15 protein-coding genes and 1 pseudogene are annotated in these 21,579 nt (G+C 62.1%); 12 read left to right on the top strand and 4 right to left on the bottom strand.

From position 1 onward, the window contains the following. Positions 1-267 precede the first annotated feature (267 nt). From glgX to treY, 4 genes are all read left to right on the top strand, one after another. The gene (gene glgX, locus AC1Z32_RS26365; RefSeq protein WP_483481792.1) at positions 268-2,493 is read left to right on the top strand and encodes a glycogen debranching protein GlgX; all 2,226 of its coding nucleotides are present in this window, start codon (positions 268-270) and stop codon (positions 2,491-2,493) included. A gap of 69 nt (positions 2,494-2,562) precedes the next feature. Then, complete coding sequence (gene treZ, locus AC1Z32_RS26360; RefSeq protein ID WP_483481791.1) at positions 2,563-4,461, top strand: malto-oligosyltrehalose trehalohydrolase; 1,899 nt, start codon at positions 2,563-2,565, stop codon at positions 4,459-4,461. Further along, positions 4,458-6,668 (top strand): 4-alpha-glucanotransferase, encoded by a 2,211-nt coding sequence (gene malQ / locus AC1Z32_RS26355; protein ID WP_483481790.1) that lies wholly within the window; start codon positions 4,458-4,460, stop codon positions 6,666-6,668. The genes treZ and malQ overlap by 4 nt, the downstream gene beginning before the upstream one ends. After that, entirely contained in the window at positions 6,665-9,634 is a 2,970-nt protein-coding gene (treY, locus tag AC1Z32_RS26350) for a malto-oligosyltrehalose synthase (protein WP_483481789.1), read from the top strand. Before malQ ends, treY begins: the two co-directional genes overlap by 4 nt. Positions 9,635-9,796: 162 nt before the next feature. On the opposite strand, the pseudogene AC1Z32_RS26345 reads toward treY, so the two are convergent. Then, positions 9,797-10,012, bottom strand: a pseudogene (locus AC1Z32_RS26345) (IS3 family transposase); the annotation flags it as partial. A 45-nt stretch (positions 10,013-10,057) separates the two neighbouring features. Here AC1Z32_RS26345 and AC1Z32_RS26340 point away from each other — a divergent pair. The 5 genes from AC1Z32_RS26340 to AC1Z32_RS26320 all read left to right on the top strand — a co-directional run bounded on the left by AC1Z32_RS26340 (position 10,058) and on the right by AC1Z32_RS26320 (position 13,808). After that, positions 10,058-10,780, top strand: coding sequence for a hypothetical protein (locus tag AC1Z32_RS26340; protein WP_483483388.1), 723 nt, complete (start codon positions 10,058-10,060; stop codon positions 10,778-10,780). Between the two features lie 177 nt (positions 10,781-10,957). Then, a complete protein-coding gene (locus tag AC1Z32_RS26335; protein ID WP_483481788.1) occupies positions 10,958-11,608 on the top strand; it encodes a C40 family peptidase in 651 nt (216 codons plus the stop codon). A 403-nt stretch (positions 11,609-12,011) separates the two neighbouring features. Continuing rightward, a complete protein-coding gene (locus AC1Z32_RS26330; protein WP_483481787.1) occupies positions 12,012-12,746 on the top strand; it encodes a peptidoglycan DD-metalloendopeptidase family protein in 735 nt (244 codons plus the stop codon). Between the two features lie 50 nt (positions 12,747-12,796). After that, positions 12,797-13,327: a septal ring lytic transglycosylase RlpA family protein gene (locus AC1Z32_RS26325; protein ID WP_483481786.1), complete on the top strand. Its 531-nt coding sequence runs from the start codon at positions 12,797-12,799 to the stop codon at positions 13,325-13,327. A gap of 1 nt (position 13,328) precedes the next feature. Further along, on the top strand, positions 13,329-13,808 hold the full coding sequence (locus tag AC1Z32_RS26320; RefSeq protein ID WP_483481785.1) for a hypothetical protein: 480 nt from the start codon (positions 13,329-13,331) through the stop codon (positions 13,806-13,808). Here AC1Z32_RS26320 and AC1Z32_RS26315 read toward each other — a convergent pair. From AC1Z32_RS26315 to AC1Z32_RS26305, 3 genes are all read right to left on the bottom strand, one after another. Beyond that, positions 13,796-13,981: a hypothetical protein gene (locus AC1Z32_RS26315; RefSeq protein WP_483481784.1), complete on the bottom strand. Its 186-nt coding sequence runs from the start codon at positions 13,979-13,981 to the stop codon at positions 13,796-13,798. The two genes, AC1Z32_RS26320 and AC1Z32_RS26315, sit on opposite strands and share 13 nt — an antisense overlap. Next, positions 13,978-15,342, bottom strand: coding sequence for a hemolysin family protein (locus tag AC1Z32_RS26310; RefSeq protein ID WP_483481783.1), 1,365 nt, complete (start codon positions 15,340-15,342; stop codon positions 13,978-13,980). The genes AC1Z32_RS26315 and AC1Z32_RS26310 overlap by 4 nt, the downstream gene beginning before the upstream one ends. A 61-nt stretch (positions 15,343-15,403) precedes the next feature. Next, positions 15,404-16,525, bottom strand: a complete 1,122-nt coding sequence (locus AC1Z32_RS26305) for a sensor histidine kinase (RefSeq protein ID WP_483481782.1) — start codon at positions 16,523-16,525, stop codon at positions 15,404-15,406. 687 nt (positions 16,526-17,212) lie between these two features. On the opposite strand from AC1Z32_RS26305, the gene AC1Z32_RS26300 reads away from it, so the two are divergent. The 3 genes from AC1Z32_RS26300 to AC1Z32_RS26290 all read left to right on the top strand — a co-directional run bounded on the left by AC1Z32_RS26300 (position 17,213) and on the right by AC1Z32_RS26290 (position 21,513). Continuing rightward, a complete protein-coding gene (locus AC1Z32_RS26300) occupies positions 17,213-18,301 on the top strand; it encodes a glycosyltransferase family 2 protein (protein WP_483481781.1) in 1,089 nt (362 codons plus the stop codon). Positions 18,302-18,324: 23 nt separating this feature from the next. Beyond that, positions 18,325-19,824, top strand: coding sequence for a N,N-dimethylformamidase beta subunit family domain-containing protein (locus AC1Z32_RS26295; RefSeq protein ID WP_483481780.1), 1,500 nt, complete (start codon positions 18,325-18,327; stop codon positions 19,822-19,824). 414 nt (positions 19,825-20,238) lie between these two features. Continuing rightward, positions 20,239-21,513: a flippase gene (locus tag AC1Z32_RS26290; protein WP_483481779.1), complete on the top strand. Its 1,275-nt coding sequence runs from the start codon at positions 20,239-20,241 to the stop codon at positions 21,511-21,513. Positions 21,514-21,579: the final 66 nt, after the last annotated feature.

Here is a 21,579-nt window from a genome sequence, read left to right as displayed (position 1 = left end):
ACCACGAGACTTCTTCTGTGCCGGGGCCGGTGTGAAGCACTTTGGATGGGACAAGCTGTTTCTTTGGTTACTTTCTTTGCAGCAGCAAAGAAAGTGACTGCCGCCCCGCATAGGGGCAGAGCCAATAGACCACTAAGAAAACAGGAAGTCCATAGAAGCCCAAGCGAACGACCAAGCACCAACCCCCACAACAACAAAAAAAACGAAGACATAAACTTAACCCACCATCAAACCGACGCAAGGCGAAAAAACCAGAGGACGGGGCACATGGCAAATGCACTTCCCGACAAGTTGCTCCCGGGCGCACCCTACCCGCTCGGAGCCAACTGGGACGGCTTGGGCGTCAACTTCGCGGTATTCTCATCGAATGCCCACCGCATCGAGGTATGTCTCTTCGACAGCACGGGCCGCAAGGAGCTGATGCGCTTCGACCTGCCCGAGTGCACCGACGAGGTATGGCACGGCTATCTCCCAGGCGCGCATCCCGGCACGGTCTACGGCTTTCGCGCGCATGGTCCGTATCAGCCGCAACAAGGACACCGCTTCAATCCCCACAAGCTGCTGCTCGATCCCTACGCGAAGAAACTCGTCGGCCCATGGCGATGGTCCGATGCCCTCTTCGGCTATCGCGTGCATTCGAACCGGCTCGACATGTCGATGGACCGCCGCGACTCCGCCCCCGCGATGCCCAAGTGCATCGTCACCGACGACGCCTTCGACTGGTCCCGCGACGTGCGCCCCGACACGCCCTGGGGCGAAACCATCGTCTACGAAACGCACGTGCGCGGCACGTCGATGATGCGCAACGACATCCGCCAGCACGAGCGCGGCACGTTCGCCGCGCTGTCGTCGCCGTGGTTCATCGAGCATCTCCAGAAGCTCGGCATCACCGCCGTCGAATTTTTGCCGGTGCACGCGTTTCTGAACGACCGCTTTCTCGTCGAGCGCAGTCTCAGGAACTACTGGGGCTACAACACCGCCGCGTTCTTCGCGCCCGAGCCCACCTATCTGTCGACGCATCGGCTCAACGAAATGCGCATCGCGGTGCGCCAGTTGCATGCGGCGGGCATTGAAGTCTTTCTCGATGTCGTCTACAACCACACATGCGAAGGCAACGAACTCGGCCCCACCGTGTCGTGGCGCGGCCTCGACAATGCGAGCTATTACCGCCTGATTCCCGGCGACGAACGCCACTACATCAACGAGACCGGCTGCGGCAATACCGTGAACCTGTCGCATCCGCGCGTACTGCAGATGGTGATGGACTCGCTGCGCTACTGGAGCACCGCCTTCAATATCGACGGCTTCCGCTTCGATCTCGGCGTCACGCTCGGCCGTGAAGGCCACGGCTTCGATCCGGGCTCGGGCTTCTTCGACGCGGTCCGCCAGGACCCGATCCTCTCCACGCGCAAGCTCATCTCCGAGCCGTGGGATATCGGGCCGGACGGCTATCAGGTCGGCAATCATCCGCCGGGCTTCGCCGAATGGAACGACAAGTATCGCGATGGCGTGCGCCGCTTCTGGCGCGGCGATTCCGGCATGCGCCCCGATCTCGCCGCGCGTCTCACCGGCTCGGCGGAACTCTTCAACCGGCGCTTCAGGAAACCGTGGGCATCGGTGAATTTCGTCGCGTCACATGACGGCTTCACGCTCGCCGATGTCACCGCGTATTCGCACAAGCACAACGAAGCGAATCAGGAAGGCAACAACGACGGCCACAACGAGAATTGCAGCGCGAACTGGGGCGTGGAAGGCCCGAGCGACGATCCCGCAATCCTCGAGATCCGCGCGCGTCTCGCCCGCTCGATGATGGCGACCACGCTGCTCTCGCTCGGCACACCAATGCTTCTCGCCGGCGACGAATTCGGCCGCACGCAACAGGGCAACAACAACGCCTACTGCCAGGACAACGAGATTTCGTGGCTCGACTGGGATACGGCGCAAACTCCGCAAGGCATCATGATGAAGGAGTTCGTCGCCAGAGTTATTGCATTGCGCAAAAAATACCCGGTGCTGCGCGAAACGCGCTTTCTCTATGGCGACCGCGAAGTGCTGCCGGGACTCTACGATGTGAGCTGGTTCGATGAACGCGCGAACGCGCTCGCGATCGAAGCATGGCAGGACCCCGAGGGCCGCGCGCTCACGCTGCGGCGCGCGGGGCCCGGCATCGACGGTGAAATCGACGTGCTGCTTCTGATGTTCAACGCATCGTCGCAGGCGCTCACGTTCACACCGCCCGCGCCGCACTTGGAATGGAATGTGCTCCTGGATAGCGCGGAGCCCGACTCTGTCACGCGGCCGCTCGTCGGGAGCGAACTGGAAGTGGCCGCGCACAGCATCGTGGTGCTGCTGGCCGAGCCAACCGGCGAGGCCGACTGGCAGGCGGTCTGGATGGCGGGCGCGCATCAGGGGCCGCGACTTCTGACGGCGCTGCCGCCCGACCCGGGAACGATGCCTTCGCATCGCGAGCCCGAAATCGATTCGCCGCACTGAAGCGCGCACAATCCATTTCACACCTCCGTGGGAAATTCGCCGAAACAGTCGCAACACAGGCAGGAAATCATGTCCGAACGTCCGATCGATCCGCACAAGCATCACCATGCGTATTGCCTTCCTTTCGGCGCACATCTGACGGGCGCCGTGCGCGAGAATCCGCGCACGCGCTTCCGCTTCTGGGCGCCGTCGCGCGATGCCGTGCAAGTGGAGATTCAGCGCGCGGGCGGCACGCCCGAGCTCATCGACATGCAGGCCACCGGCGACGGCTGGTTCGAGGCCGAAGCCGATGGCGGCGCGGGCACGCTGTATCGCTATCGGCTCGACGAGCATCTCGCGGTGCCCGATCCCGCTTCGCGTTTTCAACCGCAGGACGTGCACGGCCCGAGCGAAGTCGTCGATCCGCGCGCGTACCGCTGGACGCATACGAACTGGCACGGGCGGCCGTGGGAAGAAACCGTGCTCTACGAGCTGCATGTCGGCGCGATGGGCGGCTTTGCGGGCGTCACCGCGCGTCTGCCCGAACTCGCGCAACTCGGCGTGACGGCCATCGAACTGATGCCGCTCAACGATTTCTCCGGCACGCGCAACTGGGGCTACGACGGCGTGCTGCCCTACGCGCCCGATTCGTCGTATGGCCGCCCCGAGGACCTGAAGAAGCTCGTCGACACCGCGCATGGTCTCGGCCTGATGGTCTTTCTCGATGTCGTCTACAACCACTTCGGCCCGGACGGCAATTATCTGCATGCATACGCGAAGACCTTCTTCCGCGAAGGCGTGCACACGCCGTGGGGCCCGGCGATCGATTTCGAACGCCCGCAAGTGCGCGATCTCTTCTTCGACAATGCGCTGTACTGGCTCAACGAATACCGTTTCGATGGCCTGCGCCTCGACGCGGTGCACGCGATCAACGACGACGAATGGCTGCGCGAACTCGCGCACCGCGTGCGCAGTTCGGTCGAGGCGGGCCGTCATGTGCATCTCGTGCTCGAGAACGAGCACAACACGGCGAACCTGCTGCAAACGCATTTCGACGCCCAATGGAACGACGACGCGCACAACACGCTGCACGTGCTCCTCACCGGCGAAGACGAGAGCTACTACGGCGCGTATTGCGACAAGCCCATCGAGAAGCTCGCGCGCATTCTGAAGGAAGGGTTCGCGTATCAGGGCGATCCCTCGCCGATTCACGATGGCAAGCCGCGCGGCGAAAAGAGCGCGCATCTGCCGCCGACGCGCTTCGTGATGTTCCTGCAGAATCACGATCAGGTGGGCAATCGCGCGATGGGCGATCGCCTGCGCTCTTTGACCGACGATGAATCGCTATTCGCCGCGACGGGCTTGATGCTGCTGTCGCCGCAGATTCCCCTGCTCTTCATGGAAGAGCAATACGGGTCAAAGCAGCCGTTTCTGTTCTTCACCGACTATCACGATCAGCTCGCCGATGCAGTGCGCGAAGGCCGTCGCAAGGAGTTCGCGAAGTTCTCCGCGTTCAGCGACGAAACACGCCGCGCGCAGATTCCCGATCCGAACGACAAGAAGACCTTCGAGATGTCCTCGCCGAAAGTCAGCGACACGCAGGACGACGAGGATCGTCTCGAATGGCTGCATTTCTACCGTTCCGCGTTGACCGTGCGCGCGAAGCTCATCACGCCGCGTCTGAAAGGCGCGAAGTCGCTCGGCGTGGACGTGCTCGGCGACAAGGCGCTCGTCGCGCGCTGGAAGCTCGGCGACGGCGAGACGCTGACCGCGGCGCTCAATCTCGGCGATGCGGGCATCGCGTTGAACGCGCAACCGCCGGGCAAGCTCGTCTTCGAGACGCCGGCTCGCGCGCAGGATCGCGCCCGTGACGGCGAACTCGGCGGCCGCACGTTCCTAGCCTGGCTCACCGGCGAAGTGAACGAATATGCGATCGCGCACGACGCGCGCCGCTTCGAACCGGCATCGGCCGAAGGAAAGGTGTCGTGAGCGCCGCCGCCAGCAAGACGGGCGCCGCCCGCAACGCGCGCCCCGTGAGCAGCATCGAAGCGCTCGCGGAACGCGCGGGCTTCGAGATCGAATGGCAGGACGCGCACAAGAACATGCGGCGCGTGCCGGAGACGACGCTGCGCATTCTCCTCGAAAAGCTCGGTCTGCCGTGCGGCAACGCCACGCAGATCAGGCAGAGCATGTCCGCCGTCGATGCCGAGATCAGCGGCCGCAAGCTGCCGCCGCTCATCACCGCCGAAGTGGATCGCGGCATCGCGCTGCCGGTGTCGGCGGCGAAGTCGGGCGCGCGCTATCGCATCGAGCTGGAAAGCGGCGCGGTGATCGATGGCCGCTTCACATCGCCGAAGGGCGAGATCGCGCTGCTCTCGCCGATCGCGGAGCCGGGCTATCACACGCTCGTCATCAACGACCATCGCACGACGCTCGCCGTCGCGCCCGCGCGCTGCTACACGATCGACGATGCATGGCGCACGCTCGACGAAGATGTCACGAACGCGCCGCCGCTGTGGGGCGTCGCGGCGCAGGTATACGGCCTGCGGCGCAATGGCGATGGCGGTATCGGCGATTTCACCGCGCTCGCGTCGCTGGCGACGCAGACGGCGAAGCGCGGCGGCCATGCCATCGCCATCAGCCCGATGCACGCGATGTTCAGCGCGGAGCCGAACAAGTTCAGCCCCTATTCGCCTTCGTCGCGGCTCTTTCTCAACATCGCGCATGTCGATCCGGCCGCCGTGCTCGGCGCGCCCGCGGCGCGTGCGGCGATCGAGAAAACGGGCGTGGCGCAAGAGCTGAACGAACTCGAAGGCCTCGCGCTGATCGACTGGCCGCGCGCATCGAAAGCGCGTCTCGCGATTCTGCGCGCGCTCTTCGACACGTTCTCCGAAGACCGCGATTCGCCCTTCGCGAAGGACTTCGCCGCGTTCGTCGAGGAAGGCGGACGCGCGCTCGAAGACCACGCGCGCTTCGAAGCGCTGCAGGCCGCGCAGATCGCTCAGAACGGCGAAGGCCACTGGCGCAACTGGCCCGAAGCGTTGCGCGATCCGCGCAGCGACGCGGTGACCGATTTCGCCAGCGCGAATCGCCGCGAAGTGCGCTTCCATCTCTTCACGCAATGGCTCGCCGCGAAGGGGCTCATGCACGCGCAGCATGCCGCGCGCGATGCGGGCATGGCCGTGGGACTCGTCGCGGATCTCGCGGTCGGATGCGACAGCGCGGGCAGTCACGCATGGTCGTATCGCGATGAAATGCTGACGGGCGTGTCCGTCGGCGCGCCGCCCGATCTCTTCAATCAGGCCGGGCAATCGTGGGGCCTGACGACGTTTTCGCCACGCGCGATGCGCACGCAGGGCTTCTCGGCGTTCATCGACATGCTGCGTTGCGCGTTCAAATGCGCGGGCGGCATCCGCATCGATCACATACTCGGCTTGCGCCGCCTGTGGCTCGTGCCCGAGGGCGAAAGCGCGAAGGATGGCGCGTACCTGCGCTATCCGCTCGACGACATGCTGCGGCTCATCGCGCTGGAATCGTGGCGGCACCGCGCGATCGTCATCGGCGAGGATCTCGGCACGGTGCCGCCGGGCTTTACGGAGCGCTTGCAGGAGCACGGCTTGCTAGGCATTCGCGTGCTGTGGTTCGAACGCGAAGTGGACGGCCCCGGCTTCAAGCCGCCGCGCGAATGGGACGCGGGCGTGACCGCGACGACGACCACACACGACCTGCCGACCGTCACCGGATGGTGGCGCGGCGAAGACATCGTATGGCGCTCGAAGATCGGCCAGACGATGGCGCGCGACGATGGCCGCGACGCCGTCGAAGTGGCGCTCGAGGAACGCGGCGAGGATCGCGCGTATTTGTGGCGCGCGTTCCAGGACGCGGGCATCGCGCCTGACGACGTGGCTGCGCCCGACATCGGCAACGCACCCGTCGATGAAGCGCTCGCCTTCGTCGCCGCGACGCCCGCGCCGCTCGTGACGTATCCGCTCGAAGATTTGCTCGCGCTCGCGGAGCAGCCGAATCTGCCCGGCTCCATCGACGAGCATCCGAACTGGCGCAGGCGCATGGCGTTGCCCATCGACGAGCTGTTTCTCGACGATGCCTTTTCCGACCGTCTGCTCGCCGTCGATGCCGCGCGCAAGCGTTCCGCGCAAGCGAACGAAACCACATCGAAACCGAACGAAACACCATGACCGTACCGCGTTCCACGCTCAGGCTTCAGCTTCACAAGGGCTTCACATTCGACGATGCCGCCGCGCTCGTCGACTACTTCGCGCTGCTCGGCGTGAGCCACGTGTATGCGTCGCCGATCACGACCGCGACCGCCGGCTCCACGCACGGCTATGACGTCGTGGACTACACGACGGTCGATCCCGAACTCGGCGGCGAGGACGGCCTGCGGCGCTTCGTCGAGAAGCTGCGCGCGCATGAAATGGGGCTCATTGCCGATATCGTGCCGAATCACATGGGCGTGGGCGGTTCAGAGAACGCGTGGTGGCAGGACATTCTCGAATGGGGACGGCACGCGGTGCATGCGCGCTTTTTCGACGTGGACTGGCATTCGCCCGATCCTGCGTTGCGCGGCAAGGTGCTCGCGCCGTTTCTCGGCGCCGCCTATGGCGACGAGTTGCAGGGCGGCAAGATCAGGCTCGCGTATCGCGCGGATGAAGGGCGTTTCGTCATCGAGTATTACTCGCATGAGTTTCCCGTGTGTCCGGTCGATTACCCCGCCGTTTTTCAGGAAGCGCCCGAGCTTGCGCAACGCTTCGTCGGCCTGACGACGCAGCCCGCCGATCAGCCGCGCGCCGCCGATGCGCGCACCGCGCTCGTCACCATCGCGCGGACCGAAGGCGGCCAGGCCGCCATCGAGGCGATCCTCGCCGCGCATTCGCCGGATACGCCCGCTGGCCGGGACCGGCTGCATCGTCTGCTGGAGCGGCAGCATTACCGGCTCGCATGGTGGCGCACCGCGGCGGACGAAGTGAACTGGCGGCGCTTTTTCGACGTGAGCACGCTCGGCGGCGTGCGCGTGGAGCGGCCCGAAGTGTTCGAGGCATCGCATGCGCTGATCTTCAGGCTTTTCACGGAAGGCCTGATCGACGGCGTGAGAGTCGATCACGTCGATGGGCTCGCCGAGCCGCGCGAGTATTGCCAGCGGTTGCGCGCGCGGCTCGAAGAGCTGTCGGCGGAGCGGCCCGAGGCGTTGCGGCACGGCAATGGGCACACATATTTCGTCGTCGAGAAGATACTTGCGCGCGGCGAGCCGTTGCGGCGCGACTGGCAGGTCGACGGCACGACCGGCTACGACTTCATGAACGATGTCGGCGCGCTGCTGCATGACCCGGCGGGCGCGGCACCGCTTGCCGCGCTGTGGACCGAGGTCACGGGCAAGAGCGCATGTTTCGCCGATGAGGCGCTCGCCGCGCGCCGCAAGATACTCGGGGAGAATCTCTCGGCGGAGCTGGATCGTGTGACGCGCGCGCTGCATCGCATTGCGCGCGATGCGCAGACCACGCGCGACTTCACGTTCACGTCGATCAGGCGCGTGGTCGCGGAGCTGGTCGTGCAGTTTCCGGTGTATCGCATGTACCCGGTGGGCGGCGTGCGCAGCCCCGAGGACGAGCGCTTCTTCTCGCGGGCGCTCGAGGCCGCGCGCGCGGCGCTCGCGCGGGCCGATCATGCGGTGCTGGATCAGGTCGCGCAATGGCTCGGCGGCAAGCTGCCCGATGAATTGCCGCAGCCCGAACGTGGTGAACGTGGTGAACGTGGTGAACGTGGAGATCGCGGCGAACGCGCGGAACGCGGCCGGGACCGCGCCGCCGATCGCAATCGCGAGCGCGACCGCAATCAGGCGCCGGCGGGGCAGAACCCGCCGTCGTCGAGCGGCTCGCAGCGTCGCGCGGCACAGACGCTGTTCTCGCAACTGACGTCGCCGGTCGCGGCGAAGGCCGTCGAGGATACGGCGTGCTATCGCTATGGACGGCTTATCTCGCGCAATGAAGTCGGCGCGGACCCGGGCGAGTTCGCCTTGTCCGTCGATGAGTTTCACGCGTGCAATCGCGAACGTCTCGACACCTTCCCGCACGCGATGCTCTGCACCGCGACGCACGATCACAAGCGTGGAGAAGACGTGCGCGCACGCATTGCGGCATTGAGCGAGATTCCCGACGAATGGGCCACGACGCTCAGGCAATGGTCCACGTTGAACACGCCGCTAAGACGCGGCCCGAGCGGCGGACATGGCGAAACGAGCGACGTCAACGACTGGGCGCCGGGACCGGCGGCGGAGGCGATGCTCTATCAGACGCTCGTCGGATGCTGGCCGCCGACGCTCGCGCCCGACGACGAGGCGGGCGTTCACGCACTCGCCGAACGCGTGGCGCAATGGCAACTGAAGGCGTTGCGCGAGGCGAAGCTGCGCACGAGCTGGTTTGCGCCGGACGAAGCCTACGAGAACGCGTGCAAGGACTTTCTGTTCGATATCGTCGCGCCGCAGCGGCGCAATGGCTTTCTGCGGGAGTTGTCGGCGTTCGTCGCGCGCATCGGGCCGGTTGGTGCGATCAATAGCTTTCAGCAGACGTTGTTGCGGCTCACGTCGCCAGGCGTGCCGGATCTGTATCAGGGCACGGAGCTATGGGATTTCAGTCTTGTCGATCCGGACAATCGTCGGCCAGTCGATTATGAGTTGCGACGCGCGTGGCTTGCTGAAGTGGAAGAGAAAGGGCCGCCGTCGGAGCAGTTGTCGAACTGGCGCGATGGGCGTGTGAAGCTTGCGCTCGTGCGGCGGGCCTTGGCTTTGCGCAAGCATTGCGAGTCGTTGTTCGCTCAGGGCGAGTATCTGCCGCTCGAAGTGCAAGGCGAGCATGCGGGAAATGTGATCGCGTATGCGCGGCATGCTGGAAGTGCGTATGCCATCGTGATCGCGACGCGGCTCGCGGCGCCGCTGATGGACGCTGGGCGCGAGGTGCCGCTCGTCGAGCCCGCGCGGTGGGGCGATACGGCGATCTTGCTGCCGGAGGCGCTGCATTCGCGGGCGTTGTTCGATTGGGCAAGTCCCAATGCGCCTAAGGCCGAAGGGGAGCGGCTTTTTATTCGCGATGCGTTGGGGGTTATGCCGGTGGCTTTGTTGGTTGAGGAAGGCGTGCCGAGGGTTGTTTGACGGTCGGTTGGGTTGCTTGTGCTGCTATGGACTTCCTGTTTTCGCGTCGGTCTGTTAGCACTGCTCCTGTGCTGCGCGCTTCGCCATACTGCACGAGCCTTTCACGGATTGACCGGCAATTGGCACATGCGCGCGCATTGCAACCCAGTGCGAACTAACCTCTCAAAGTTGGACAGTTACGAGCGAGGCGGCCAGAGGCTGAGTCCTGTGTTGCACAGGACTCAGCCTTTTTAGTTTGAGCCGGATACGTTCGTGCTTGCGGTCGTGGATGTAACGTCGCAGTCCGGCCTGCGGTTGTTCGATGCAGGTAAAGCGGTTCAAGCGGAAGAACGCCGGCTTGAGCGTGGCAAAGAAGCTCTCCATCGCAGCGTTGTCCAGACGAGGTCTGACAAACCGGCCTGATCTCGAGATCTGAAAAAATCTATGTTCCGCATATTCGTAATTGGACTCCTTCTGCAGGAAGTTAAAGCAACGCGTGTCGCCTTTGCAAATAGCCATCACAATCTGTTAAATGAAGACATTAGTCCGTCGCCCTCGCCAACGGATAGCGCTCAAGGTGCGTTCTTTGCGCACGCCGGCCAGTGGAGTCGGCGCGATTATCTAAGTTCGCGGGATCTATTAAATGAAAAAGCGTTTTATCGTAGCACCCTTATCGCCCTGTTCTCTTTCGGTGCATACGCGCAGGTTAATCAGGCAGTTGAATTGACCAACGCGGTCAAGGACCAAGTGGCTCAAGCCGCTACGGCGCAAATCGTGCAGGCAGCGAAGGACCAGGTCGCTCAGGCTGCAACGGCGCAAGTGACGCAGGCCGTCAAGCAGCAAGTCGCGCAAGTGGCGGTTGCGCAGGTCACGGAAGCGGTGAAGGCCGATGTCGCGAACAACGTCCGCGAGCAATTCGCTTCGACCAACTCGGTCGCCGATGACAATGCTGACGCGCCGGTACGTCAACACAAGCATAAGAAGCATAAGAAGCACGTTAAGCACGTCAAGCACGTCAAGCACGTCAAGCACGTCAAGCACGTCAAGCACGTCAAGCACGATACAAAGAAGGCAGAGGACACCGCGAATCAGAACACCAGCGGTTCGACCAATGCTGACTCGACGCAAGCTGCGCATGTCAGCGCTGCATCGGCGGTCAAGCCGTAATTGGCGCTCGAGTGGACGCCATTAATTCGACGGACTGCCTGACTCTCCGCCACGGCGGCGCTTAAGCGGGCATCGGTCCGGCGTGGTTGGGCGATTGTGAAATCGCTTCAACCACGTCCCATCATCAGCGGTTATCCAAAGCATCGATAGGCCTGTGTCGAACTCGATATAGCATCCATGCTCGAATGGCGACGATTCGTACCATTCGTGGTTATGTCGCTCGTTTGGTTTTGCTACGTGCGACTAGACTCCCCTTTCTGTGTTACCACGGCTGCCAGAATCGGTACCGCCACGGCACTGATTTTTTCTTCGCTGCTCGCAACTTTGCCGGCCCATGCGGACATATCGTCCGGTATGACCGGTGCAGATGTGCGCGTGTCTTCAGACGCGTCTGGCGACGTCCAAGCAGTTCCTACGAACATGACACGGCTCCCGAAAAAGGCGCTGAGTCTGGTCGGAGTGCGTTACCGATATGGAGGAAATTCGCCCACGAGCGGATTCGATTGCAGCGGATTTGTCCAATACGTTTTGCGCACTGCAATAGGAGTACGGGTCGGACGCACTGCCACCAGTCAGGCGAGTGTTGGGCATCCCGTGGAAAGAGAACAGTTGCGTGTGGGTGATCTTGTTTTCTTCGACACGCTCGGACATCGCTTCTCGCATGTCGGGCTCTATCTCGGTCATGGCCAGTTCATACATGCGCCTTCAACTGGCGCGCGGGTGCGCTTGGAAGATCTCGACAACCCATACTGGGAGGCTCACTTCACAGCAGCCAAGCGGCTGAATTTCTTTGTATCCCGATCGCTTCGCCGCAGAAGGCACACTTAGTTGAGTGCAGCAATCGCACAACCGCGTACTTCTCGACGAAGAAGTAAAAAAGTGCCGCGAACTATATTACCGAATATTTTTCTTGCTGCATCTCTATGCTCAAGAGATGGCCTCGGACGAAGTGCGGCATAGATGAAATATCTTGCGCTTGGTTTATATGCCTATCACTTCACTTCAGAATTGATGGAAAGCTGATGATTTTTGTGAAGCATTGAAAAATCATGCGTTGGAAGCGGAATTTGCTGAGCGCCGACCTCCCGCTCTCGTATTCCGTTCGTTTAAAGTGCGCCGTGCGCGCAAACTCGAATCAATCGTTCGGGCTACGGATATTTGACTTCCGGCTGACGATCAAGATTTGCCAAACATAAGTTACACATTCACTCAATTTACCGGAGACCCGCCGATGATCGATATCACTCGGCCGCGATCGCAACTCGCGTTAGTTGGATCAATTGTCGCAATAAGCGTTCTGGTTTCGGGGTGCGCGAGCTCGTCTCAACCGCAAGCACAGCAAGAGTCACCGCTTGGAACGGCAAGGGCCGAGGCCGCTCCCGGCGCGGGTTTCTACCGCGTGACAGAGGGAGATACCCTTGCGTCGATTTCGGCCGCGTTTGGTCATGATGCGACGGAGGTTGCCAACTGGAATGCGCGTGCAGTGAATGCCCCTTTAAGACAAGGCGATGTCTTGCGCGTAGGCCCCCCATCAGCCGAAATCGGCGGCTTGCCTTCTCCCGCTCAGAAAGCAGTAAGCGCGACGACATGCGACTCAAGCATGCTGACATGGCCAGTCAAAGGCCGTGTCGTTTCTCGCTTTGGAGAGAGCGGCGCAAAAGCGATCACGATTGCAGGCGAGACAGGTGACACAGTTCGTGCTGCCGAGAGCGGGAGGGTTGTTTACACCGGCAATCGAATCAACGGATACGGCCTGCTCGTGATCGTGAAGCACAACGACCACTATATAACCGCGTACGGCTATAACCAGACGGTGCTCGTCAAGGAAGGCAACGACATTAAAAAGGGGCAACCAATTGCTCTCATGGGCGCGGCTTCCGGCCAGCAGCCATCGCTGCTGTTCGAACTCCGTAAAGATCGACAACCCGTCGATCCTGTTCCCTATCTCTCAGACTGTGCGTCGTAACTTGACGCACGTTTGCATTGACTAGTCAAAAATAGTTAAGAACTCGTTTGATGATACGCCGTCGTCTCCGTCGTCCGGGAATTCTCGCTTCCGCGCTTCTAATTGCAGGATGCGCGACCTCGCCTAATAAAAAAATCGTAGATCGAAGTGATCAAATGGATGGCTCGACAGAATCTACCGCCGGCGAGGTAACGCAATCTCCGCCGCTTGAGTCCGTCACGCCAGCGTCAATTCCGGCTGATATCGAAACTCGTAAAGCATTGGTTGATTTCAGGCAATCGGGGATCGCCTCTTGGTATGGGAGAAAATTTCAAGGGCATCGAACCGCGAGTGGGGAGCGCTTTGACATGAAGGCCATGACCGCGGCTCACGGAACGCTGCCCTTAGGTTCCTGGGTACAGGTGACGGTTGCGGGAACGCGTCAGCCGGTGCTTGTTCGTATCAACGATCGCGGACCCTTCGCACGTCACAGGATTATCGATCTCTCTTACGGAGCCGCCGTAGCCCTTGGTATCGCCCGTAGCGGCACTGCCCGAGTTGTCCTCTCTCGAGTCGCCGTTTCGCGCGTGTCGGCGTCATGATATGGGCACGAAACCGATATCTGGGCAAAAGGGTTCATCTCCGCAGCGCCATCGCCGAATACCGTTGACACGCGCGATGCTGCTTCCTATGACACGTGCGCGAGCTAATGCACTTGCGCTGGAACATCATCTCGCGCTCGCAGCGCTGCGCCATGGTGCCGGCGCAATGGATCAGGCCGGATTGTTGTTACGAACAGCGCTTATCGGATATTTCATTAGCAAGGAAGAACGCGACTCGCATCAGGAAGACATTTTTTTCGATGCAAGAGAAACACTCACTCATGTATTCGATCGTGCGGAAGCCGACGGCGACTGGGCGATTAGCGATTCCGAATACCGCGTGTTGTGTGCGGCGACGTCGCTTCACGATGCTCAATTGATGCGCGTGCCGACTCACATCTACGATAAGAGTTGCCTGCGCACGCAGAATTTCCTGTTCGACTCTTTGATTGCATTGAATGCAATTAATCAGACATTCTGAGTAACTTTGCGTCCTGATGCCACACTATGATTGATCGCTCGCGCGGTCGATGCCGTGATAGACGTGGCGTTCGCGGGGACTTGCCGGCCATTTCGGTAGATGCCCTTGAGCACGCATTCACGCACCGCGCGCGCGTCGCGCTTGATCGGCTGGAAGCAGAACAAAAAGTTCATTCCGCCTCTTCGAGCGCCTCTTCCCGGGGATAAACCCGCACCAGAACAATCCTGGGCCCCTTCATCTTCTTGACCACGATATCGAACCGATCGAATTCGACGCGCTGCCCTTCGCTGGGCAGATCCCCGAGCGCATTGATGACGAGTCCGCCCACCGACTCCGCTCGCCCTTCATCGATATCGATCCCGAGCGCGCGCTCCAGCGAGACAACCGGCAAGCTCCCCTTGCCCATCAACGTGCCGTCGTCCATACGCGACCAGTCGGCATCGCCCTGACGGAACTCGTCGTGAATCTGCCCGACGAGCGCGCCAAGCAGGTTATCGAGCGTGATGAAACCGATGGGCTTCGCGCCCTTGCGCCCGACGATTGCCAGATGCGGCGCGCCCTTGCGAAAGCGTCGGAATAATTCGAGCGCCGACAGATTCGGCGCCACATACTGCACCGGCCGCACATGCCGCGAAAGCTTGTCGATCTTCCCCGCGGCATCCTTCGAGATGCTGAAGTTGAAACCGCGCCCGCCGCCATCGCCCGCGAGCAGCAGGTCTTTCAGATGGATCATGCCGATCACGCGCTCGCCCGATGCGTCGGCGAACAGCGGATAGCGCGAGAAGCGATGCCGCGAGATCACGGCGAGGTTGTCGCGCATCGGCAAATCATTGCGCAGGCCGACCAGCTCGTGCGCCGGACGCATCAGGTCCGACACGGTCATGTGGCTGAAATCCAGCGAATGCGCGATGGTGTTCCACTCGTCCTCGTTGTATGAAGATCCGCCGCCGTGGCGACGGGCGCGCAGGATCAGCTTGAGCTCATCGGTGGAGTAATGCGCGTCGTGGCCATGGTCCCCCGACATGCCGAAGAGCCGCAGCACGAAGTTCGCGCTCGAGTTCAGCACCCAGATGAACGGATACATCAGCCAGTAAAAGCCGTAGAGCGGCGTGGCGAGCCACAGGCCCACCTGCTCCGCGCGGCGGATGGCCCACGACTTCGGCGCCAGTTCGCCGACCACGATATGCAGGAACGAAATGACCGAGAACGCGAAGAAGAGCGAGATCGAGTCGATCAGCTTCTCGGATTCCACGCCGAAGAGCGTGAAGAGCGGATGCAGCAACGTGGCGAACGCCGGCTCGCCGATCCAGCCAAGCCCGAGCGATGCCAGCGTGATCCCGAGCTGGCACGCGGAAAGATAGGCATCGAGCTGCCCGTGCACCTTCGCGAGCAGACGGCCCGGCAGGCCGTTGGTGCGCGCGATCGCCTTGACGCGCGTGGGCCGCAGCTTGACGAGCCCGAACTCCGCCGCGACGAAGAAACCGTTCAACGCGACGAGCAACAATGCGCCGATCAGCGCGACAACCTGAGCCAAAGCAACTCTCTTCGGAAATGGAAAGCGTCAGTATAGAGGCGACAGGAAATCGAAAGTCAAATTACATTCCCGCGACCGGCACGCGCACCGACAGCGTAACTTCGGCGCGATCGGCAATATCGGTCTGCTCGAAGCCGCCGCCATGCGCCTCCGACACGCGCTTGCACAGCGCGAGGCCCCACGCGATGCGCCCGCCTTCCCGCGGTTCCAGCGCCTGACGTCGCGCGAACGCTTCGAGCACATGCGGCGACGCCGTATCGTTGAGCGCATCGGCCGATGCGGTGAAGCGCACGTCGGTGCGCCACATGCTGCCTTCGATATTGCTCGACGCGTGCACCACCGACCCCGCCGGGCTCGCCTCCGCGGCGAATGCGAGCATGAGCCAGAGCGCCTGCAACAGACGTTCGGCATTGCCTTCCACCTGCTCTTCCGTGAGCGGCGAGTCGATCTCGATCGTCACGCCGCGAGCACGCGCGACACTGACGCGCGCGAGCGCTGCGCTCCGCGCGAGCAGCGGACGTAGCGCGACCGGCGCGAGCGCGACCGACAGCGTCTTGGTTTCGGCGCGCGTCGTATCGACGGATTGCTCGATCAGCTTCACCTGCTGCTCGACGCCCGAGCGAATGCCCGCGAGCGCCCGCTGCGCGGCGGGATCGTTGGCGTCGACCTTGCGTTCGAGCACATAGCCCCAGCTATGGATCGCGTTCAGCGGGCCGCGCAGATCGTGCGACACGACCGAGAGCACGTGATCGCGCATGAAGAGCGCTGCCTCGGCACGCAGATGCGCGACGCGGTCGGCGGCGTCGTCACTGGCGTCCGATGCCGCCGATGGCGACACGATCAGCGTGACGCAATCCGCACCCGGCAGCGCGATGATCGAGAAGGCGCGCGTCGCATCGTCCTCACCGATAGTCACGTGCGCGCGGCGCGTGCCGTTGCCTGCGAGCGCGGCATCGGCGGCTTCGGCGAGCACGGCGGCGAGCGGCCGCGGCAACGGGGTATCGGCGAGCGCGCGGCCATTGAGCGCGGCGGGATCGAGATCGAAGAGATGAGCCAAGACGGCATCGGCCGAGAGGCAGCGCTGAGCGGCGTCGAGCACCAGCACGCCGTCGTTTCCTGCCACGGCCGCATCGAAGGACTTGTCGCCTTCGGGCTCGACCGCACTGGAAAAAGACGTTGTCACGGTTATGGGTCCTTGCGTGTAACAGTGTTGCGGTTGATGTCGCGGAAAGCGGATGTGCTGCCTGCACTGCGTCTGGCGGATGAACCCTCGCGACTCATTATATGTGAGCGCCTGACGCGCATGCGGCAGCATGGTGCACCGTCTCCCGTCCGCGCCGCTAGTAGCAAGCGGCGTGCGCGCCACCCCTTTCCGGCGCATCGGATTTCCTTCCGCATGCAACCCAAAAAGCCACGCTGAGCGCGATTTAATCCGTTCCTGAATGCAAGCCATTTTCACCGGCTTGCAGCTTTAAGAAAATATCGGAATGCTATTAATTCGATTTCTGAATATTCAGCCGCTTCACGACTATTTAACTCTCGTTACGTTTTTTACAGATGATACACCGCATCGGGAATCCGAATTGCTCGACAGCCAGGCCGGACGCGGGCCCGCGCCTTTTCCGTCGCAATGAAGATTTTCAAAGGAGCGCGCGTCACCGATTTTATTTTTCTCTTGACACCGATATCTCCTTGCATGGCCGGGAAAATACGCGGAGTTCAGGTATTTATGCGCGTAGTCGAACATTTCAGGAATAGGGCTATCTATAGCATTTCAGTCTGGAGTTCATCGCATTGGATATCCGGAACGCATGAACAGCCTCGGCCAACGGTGGCTTTCAATTCAAACTCTAACCGGTGAACGAGCACTATGACACGCGTCCGCAACGGCAACCCCAGGACATTGCTATCGGTGATCATCCCTGCGTACAACGTGGAGCAATACATCGCCGCGTCGCTGGACTCCGCGCTTTCGCAACCGCGCTCCGACGAAATCGAGCTCATCGTCATCGATGACGGCTCGACCGACCGCACGCTCGAACGCATCCTCGACGTGCAGCGCAGCGAGCGCGGCCGCACGATCCGCGTCATCCATCAGGAGAACCGCGGCGTCTCGGCCGCGCGCAATCGGGCGATCGCCGAAGCGACATCGCCCTATATCGGCTTTCTCGATTCCGACGACGTCTGGTCGGCGGACTTCACCACGAAAATCATGCCGCTGCTCGACGCAAGCGCGGCCGACATCATCGAGTTCAACGTGGGCATCATCAATTCGACGGGCAAGGTCATCGACAAGGTCACGCTGATCGATCCCGACACGCAAGGGCACCGTCCTTGCAACCTCGACGCGCTGCTCGATTTCGCACGCGTGTACCAGGTGTTTCCGGTCGCGCGCGTCTACAGGCGCGATCTCTGGGACGGCATCGAGTTTCCGTCGGGCCGCGTCTACGAAGACGCCGCCGCGATTCCGCTCGTCTATGCGCGCGCGAAGTCACTCTACCGTCTCGCCGACGATCTCTACTTCTATCGCCGGCGCGCGGGCAGCATCACCACGAAGGCGACGCCGTACACGGTGACGTCGCTCGCGACTTGCGCCGAAGAAACCATGGAGCGTTGCAACGGCGGGCCGCTCGATCCCTTCTGGCTCGCGATGTTCCACAAGGTCTTTTCGTATGCGTGCCATCAGGCCGCGCGCGTCGATGCCCGCGCGTTCGCCGAGTCGATGAGAACGATCGAGGCAACGGCCGCGCACTATCGCGACTTCGCCGCGCATCGCAACGACACGCCGAAGGAGCTGCGTTTTCACAGAAGGATCGTCGTCGATCGCCGCTGGTTCCAGGCCAAGCGCATGGTCAAGCGCGCGCTCGGCCTCGAGCTGCGTCCGCCCGCGGCAGCATCGCGCGCGCATTCCCCGGGAAGTTTGCGCGGCGGCTCGCCTGCAGGAGTCAACAATGAATAAGAACATCATGAGGCGCGTTCAGCATGCAGACGTATCCAATGAGGCCCGGCTTCACCGCCGGCGAGCCGTTCGAGCTCGCGGTGCAGCCAGGGTCCCGCTTTTCGGTCGCGCTCTACCATCAAGGCGATGACGAGACATTGACGAGCACTTGCGGGATAACCGTGCATCCGGGCGGCGCCGTGCATGCCGACCTCAGGAACGGCAAGTATGTTTTTCAATCGCCGGGACGCGTCGTGCGCAGGCGTCACGACGAGGACTGGGCATGGCCCACCATCACGATCAGGCCGAACACCGATGCGCTCGCGACAGGCGCGTATGTCGCGATCACCTATGAGGTCGGCGCGAACGGCGAGCCGCTCACGGAGCTTGGACGCCGCGCCGCCGCGCACAAGCCGATCTTCGCGGGTCCGCCCGACTCCGACAGCATGGCGCTCATCATCGCGAGGCCGAGCGCGCCGTCGGCGAAGATTGCGTACATCGTGCCGGTCAACACGTATCACGCGTACAACTCGAAGGGTGGCGGCTGCTTTTACGGCGATCCGGTTCATCGCACGCCCCCGCAGACGACCGTGAGCCTGCTGCGCCCGGGCGGCGGTCTCGGCGCGCAGCTCGGCGAGCCGACGGATCCATATGATCCGCGCTCGCCGCGCCAGCAGTTCACACATTGGGATTCGAAGTTCATCCGCTGGCTGCGCGCGGAACGCATCGCGTGCGACTTTTATACCGATCACGACCTGCATCGCGGCACGGATCTCGAGCTCGAGAACTATCGCTGCATGTTGAGCGTCGGACATCATGAGTACTGGTCGAAGGAGATGCGAGAGCGCGTGGCAAGGTTCATCGCACAAGGCGGCAACCTCGGGATCTTCAGCGGCAATACATGCTTCCGTCCGGTCGATTTCGGCGCGGCGCCCATCGAAGGCGACTACGCGATGATGAGCCGTCTCGGCGAAAAATGGCCGGTGCACGACGAGTCGGATCTCACCGGTCTCAGTTATGCCTATGGCGGCGGCAAGTACGGCGTGTGGAAGCGCCTGCGCGGCGGATGGGTAAGGCGCGAGCGCGAGGCGATCGGCTTCACGGTCCGCCAGGCCGATCACTGGGTCTTTGCGGGCACGCGCCTCGCTAACGGACAGACATTCGGCGCGAAGGATCGTCTGGTCGGCTATGAAGTCGATGGCGTGCCGCCCGTGCCGAATGGTTTCGTCAAGCTCGCTGATACGGTTGCGCTCACCGGATGGGATTTCGGCGGCGCGGGCGCAATGGGCGTGTTCCAGCCCGATCCCGACGGCGGCCCCGAGCAAGGTTTCGTGTTCAACGGCGGCACGACCGACTGGGCGCGCGTCTTGATGGACCCCGAAGCGCAGAGCCGCGTGGTCGTCGATCAGATCACGCGCAACGTGGTGCGCAAGTTCATCGGGCTGCCGCCGCGCGTCATCGAGCGCGGCGACGCGATGCCGAACGATGCAGCGGCGCGCAGCGGCGAAGTCGCGCAGGCCGACATCGCGCTGCAAGTGCCGTGATGCACCGAATGTCCATGCGGCGTCCATGTGGATGTGCAATGGCCTACCAGCAACTTGGATAGTTTTCAACCGAACGACCCACGCTCAGGTGATGATTTGCGTGGGCAAACCCACTGATGAATGCGCTTTTCTCCTGTTAAATGTTCGTTGCATTACACTCTGCCTCGTATCCGGATGTCGACGACGTTCGGAACCGGCGCACTCCGTTCAACTTCCGCGCACCCGGCGCCAGGCCAAGGCACGGGCGCGCAGACCTCTTTGGCCTCGCGCCGCATCGTCGGCGGGCGCACAAGCGAAACTATTCGCGTATCGCGTGGTCACGCAAAGGCCCCTTCGTCTGCGAACCTGCCAGGTTCGCAATCTTGCTTCATAGTCATCAAGAGCACGCTGCGCTAAAGCCGGGAAAACCGTTCAATGGCTTCATTTCGAAAGAACTTAACGATTCTGATGACGTTGCAGGTATCCACATACCTCGCACCGCTGTTGACGCTGCCGTGGCTCGCGCGCGTCCTCGGTCCGAGTGAATATGGACGCCTTTCGTTTGGCTTGGCCTTCACCGCCTATTTCATTTCGCTCACGAACTACAGCTTCTCGCTGACGGCCACGCCGAAGATATCGATCAATCGCGAGAACCGCGCACTGCGTTCGCAGATGTTCTGGGAGACCATCCTCACGCAGGCCACGCTCGCGTTCGCCGGGTTCATCGTGCTACTCGCGCTCACATCGGTCGTGCCTTATCTGGAAGAGAATCGCGACTTGCTGATCATCGGTTATGGTCAGGCAGTGGGCGCGATGCTGATCCCCACGTGGTACTTCCAGGGCATCGAGGATCTCGGCGTGCTGAGCGGGCTGGTATTCGTCGGACGCGCACTCAGCATTCCTGCGATGTATCTCTTCGTGCGCGAGCACGACGATGTCGATATTGCGATGGCCGTCAACGCGCTCGTGCCGCTGCTATCGGGTATCGCGATTTGCACGTATTTGTACTTTCGACGCGAACTCGACTTCGTGCGTGTGTCGTTCAAGACCATCTTCGGTCGTCTGAAGGATGGCTGGAGCGTGTTCATCGCGACGTCGCTCGTCGACATCTATGCATCGAGCAACATCGTGCTGCTTACGTTCATCGCGGGCAATGTCGCGGCCGGGTATTTCGCCGCGGCCGACAAGCTGATCCGCGCGGCACTGAATATGCTTCAGCCTCTCAAGACCGCGGCGTATCCACGCGTGAGCTTTCTCATGCATCATGCGAAGGAAGATGCCTTTGCATTCTTGCGCAAGATGTTCGTGTTCCAGGGCGTGCTGGTGTCGCTGATCTCGCTGTGCATCTTCTTCGGCGCACCACTTGCAGTAAAACTCTTGTATGGACCGAAGTTCTTGCCTACCGTAGAGGTGTTGCGCTGGATGGCGTTCGTACCGTTGATGGCTGGCCTCTCTGATCTCTTCGGTGTTCAGACGATGCTTCCGCTCGGCATGAAGTGGCAGTTCAGCCGTGTACTGATCGCGTCCGCGGTACTGAATTTCGGCTTGCTGGCCGTGCTCGCGAAGCTCTTCGGCGAGCAGGGTGCGGCAGCCACGGTGTTGATCGTAGAGACGTTGGTGGCCGCGGCAATGGCCTTCACGCTGCATCTGCAAGGCGTGCCGCTGCTGAAGCGCCCGATCACCGGGGGCGCGGGCTCGGGAACCACGTGAGCGCCCTATACGGACAGGCAATCTGGTTTATCGCAAGCGGTCGAATTGATCGTCTGAAAAATCGAC

The organism is Caballeronia sp. 11_S32, from assembly GCF_056930355.1.
The sequence above is the reverse complement of the archived record's forward strand: the minus strand, read 5'-3'. Positions and strand labels throughout refer to the sequence as shown.

Bases quoted from the DNA above. Each gene is read 5' to 3' on its own strand.
- glgX (WP_483481792.1), top strand. From the start codon at position 268: ATGGCAAATGCACTTCCCGACAAGTTGCTCCCGGGCGCACCCTACCCG.
- treZ (WP_483481791.1), top strand. From the start codon at position 2,563: ATGTCCGAACGTCCGATCGATCCGCACAAGCATCACCATGCGTATTGC.
- treY (WP_483481789.1), top strand. From the start codon at position 6,665: ATGACCGTACCGCGTTCCACGCTCAGGCTTCAGCTTCACAAGGGCTTC.
- AC1Z32_RS26340 (WP_483483388.1), top strand. From the start codon at position 10,058: ATGTTCCGCATATTCGTAATTGGACTCCTTCTGCAGGAAGTTAAAGCA.
- AC1Z32_RS26335 (WP_483481788.1), top strand. From the start codon at position 10,958: ATGCTCGAATGGCGACGATTCGTACCATTCGTGGTTATGTCGCTCGTT.
- AC1Z32_RS26330 (WP_483481787.1), top strand. From the start codon at position 12,012: ATGATCGATATCACTCGGCCGCGATCGCAACTCGCGTTAGTTGGATCA.
- AC1Z32_RS26325 (WP_483481786.1), top strand. From the start codon at position 12,797: ATGATACGCCGTCGTCTCCGTCGTCCGGGAATTCTCGCTTCCGCGCTT.
- AC1Z32_RS26320 (WP_483481785.1), top strand. From the start codon at position 13,329: ATGGGCACGAAACCGATATCTGGGCAAAAGGGTTCATCTCCGCAGCGC.
- AC1Z32_RS26315 (WP_483481784.1), bottom strand. From the start codon at position 13,981: ATGAACTTTTTGTTCTGCTTCCAGCCGATCAAGCGCGACGCGCGCGCG.
- AC1Z32_RS26300 (WP_483481781.1), top strand. From the start codon at position 17,213: ATGACACGCGTCCGCAACGGCAACCCCAGGACATTGCTATCGGTGATC.
- AC1Z32_RS26295 (WP_483481780.1), top strand. From the start codon at position 18,325: ATGCAGACGTATCCAATGAGGCCCGGCTTCACCGCCGGCGAGCCGTTC.
- AC1Z32_RS26290 (WP_483481779.1), top strand. From the start codon at position 20,239: ATGGCTTCATTTCGAAAGAACTTAACGATTCTGATGACGTTGCAGGTA.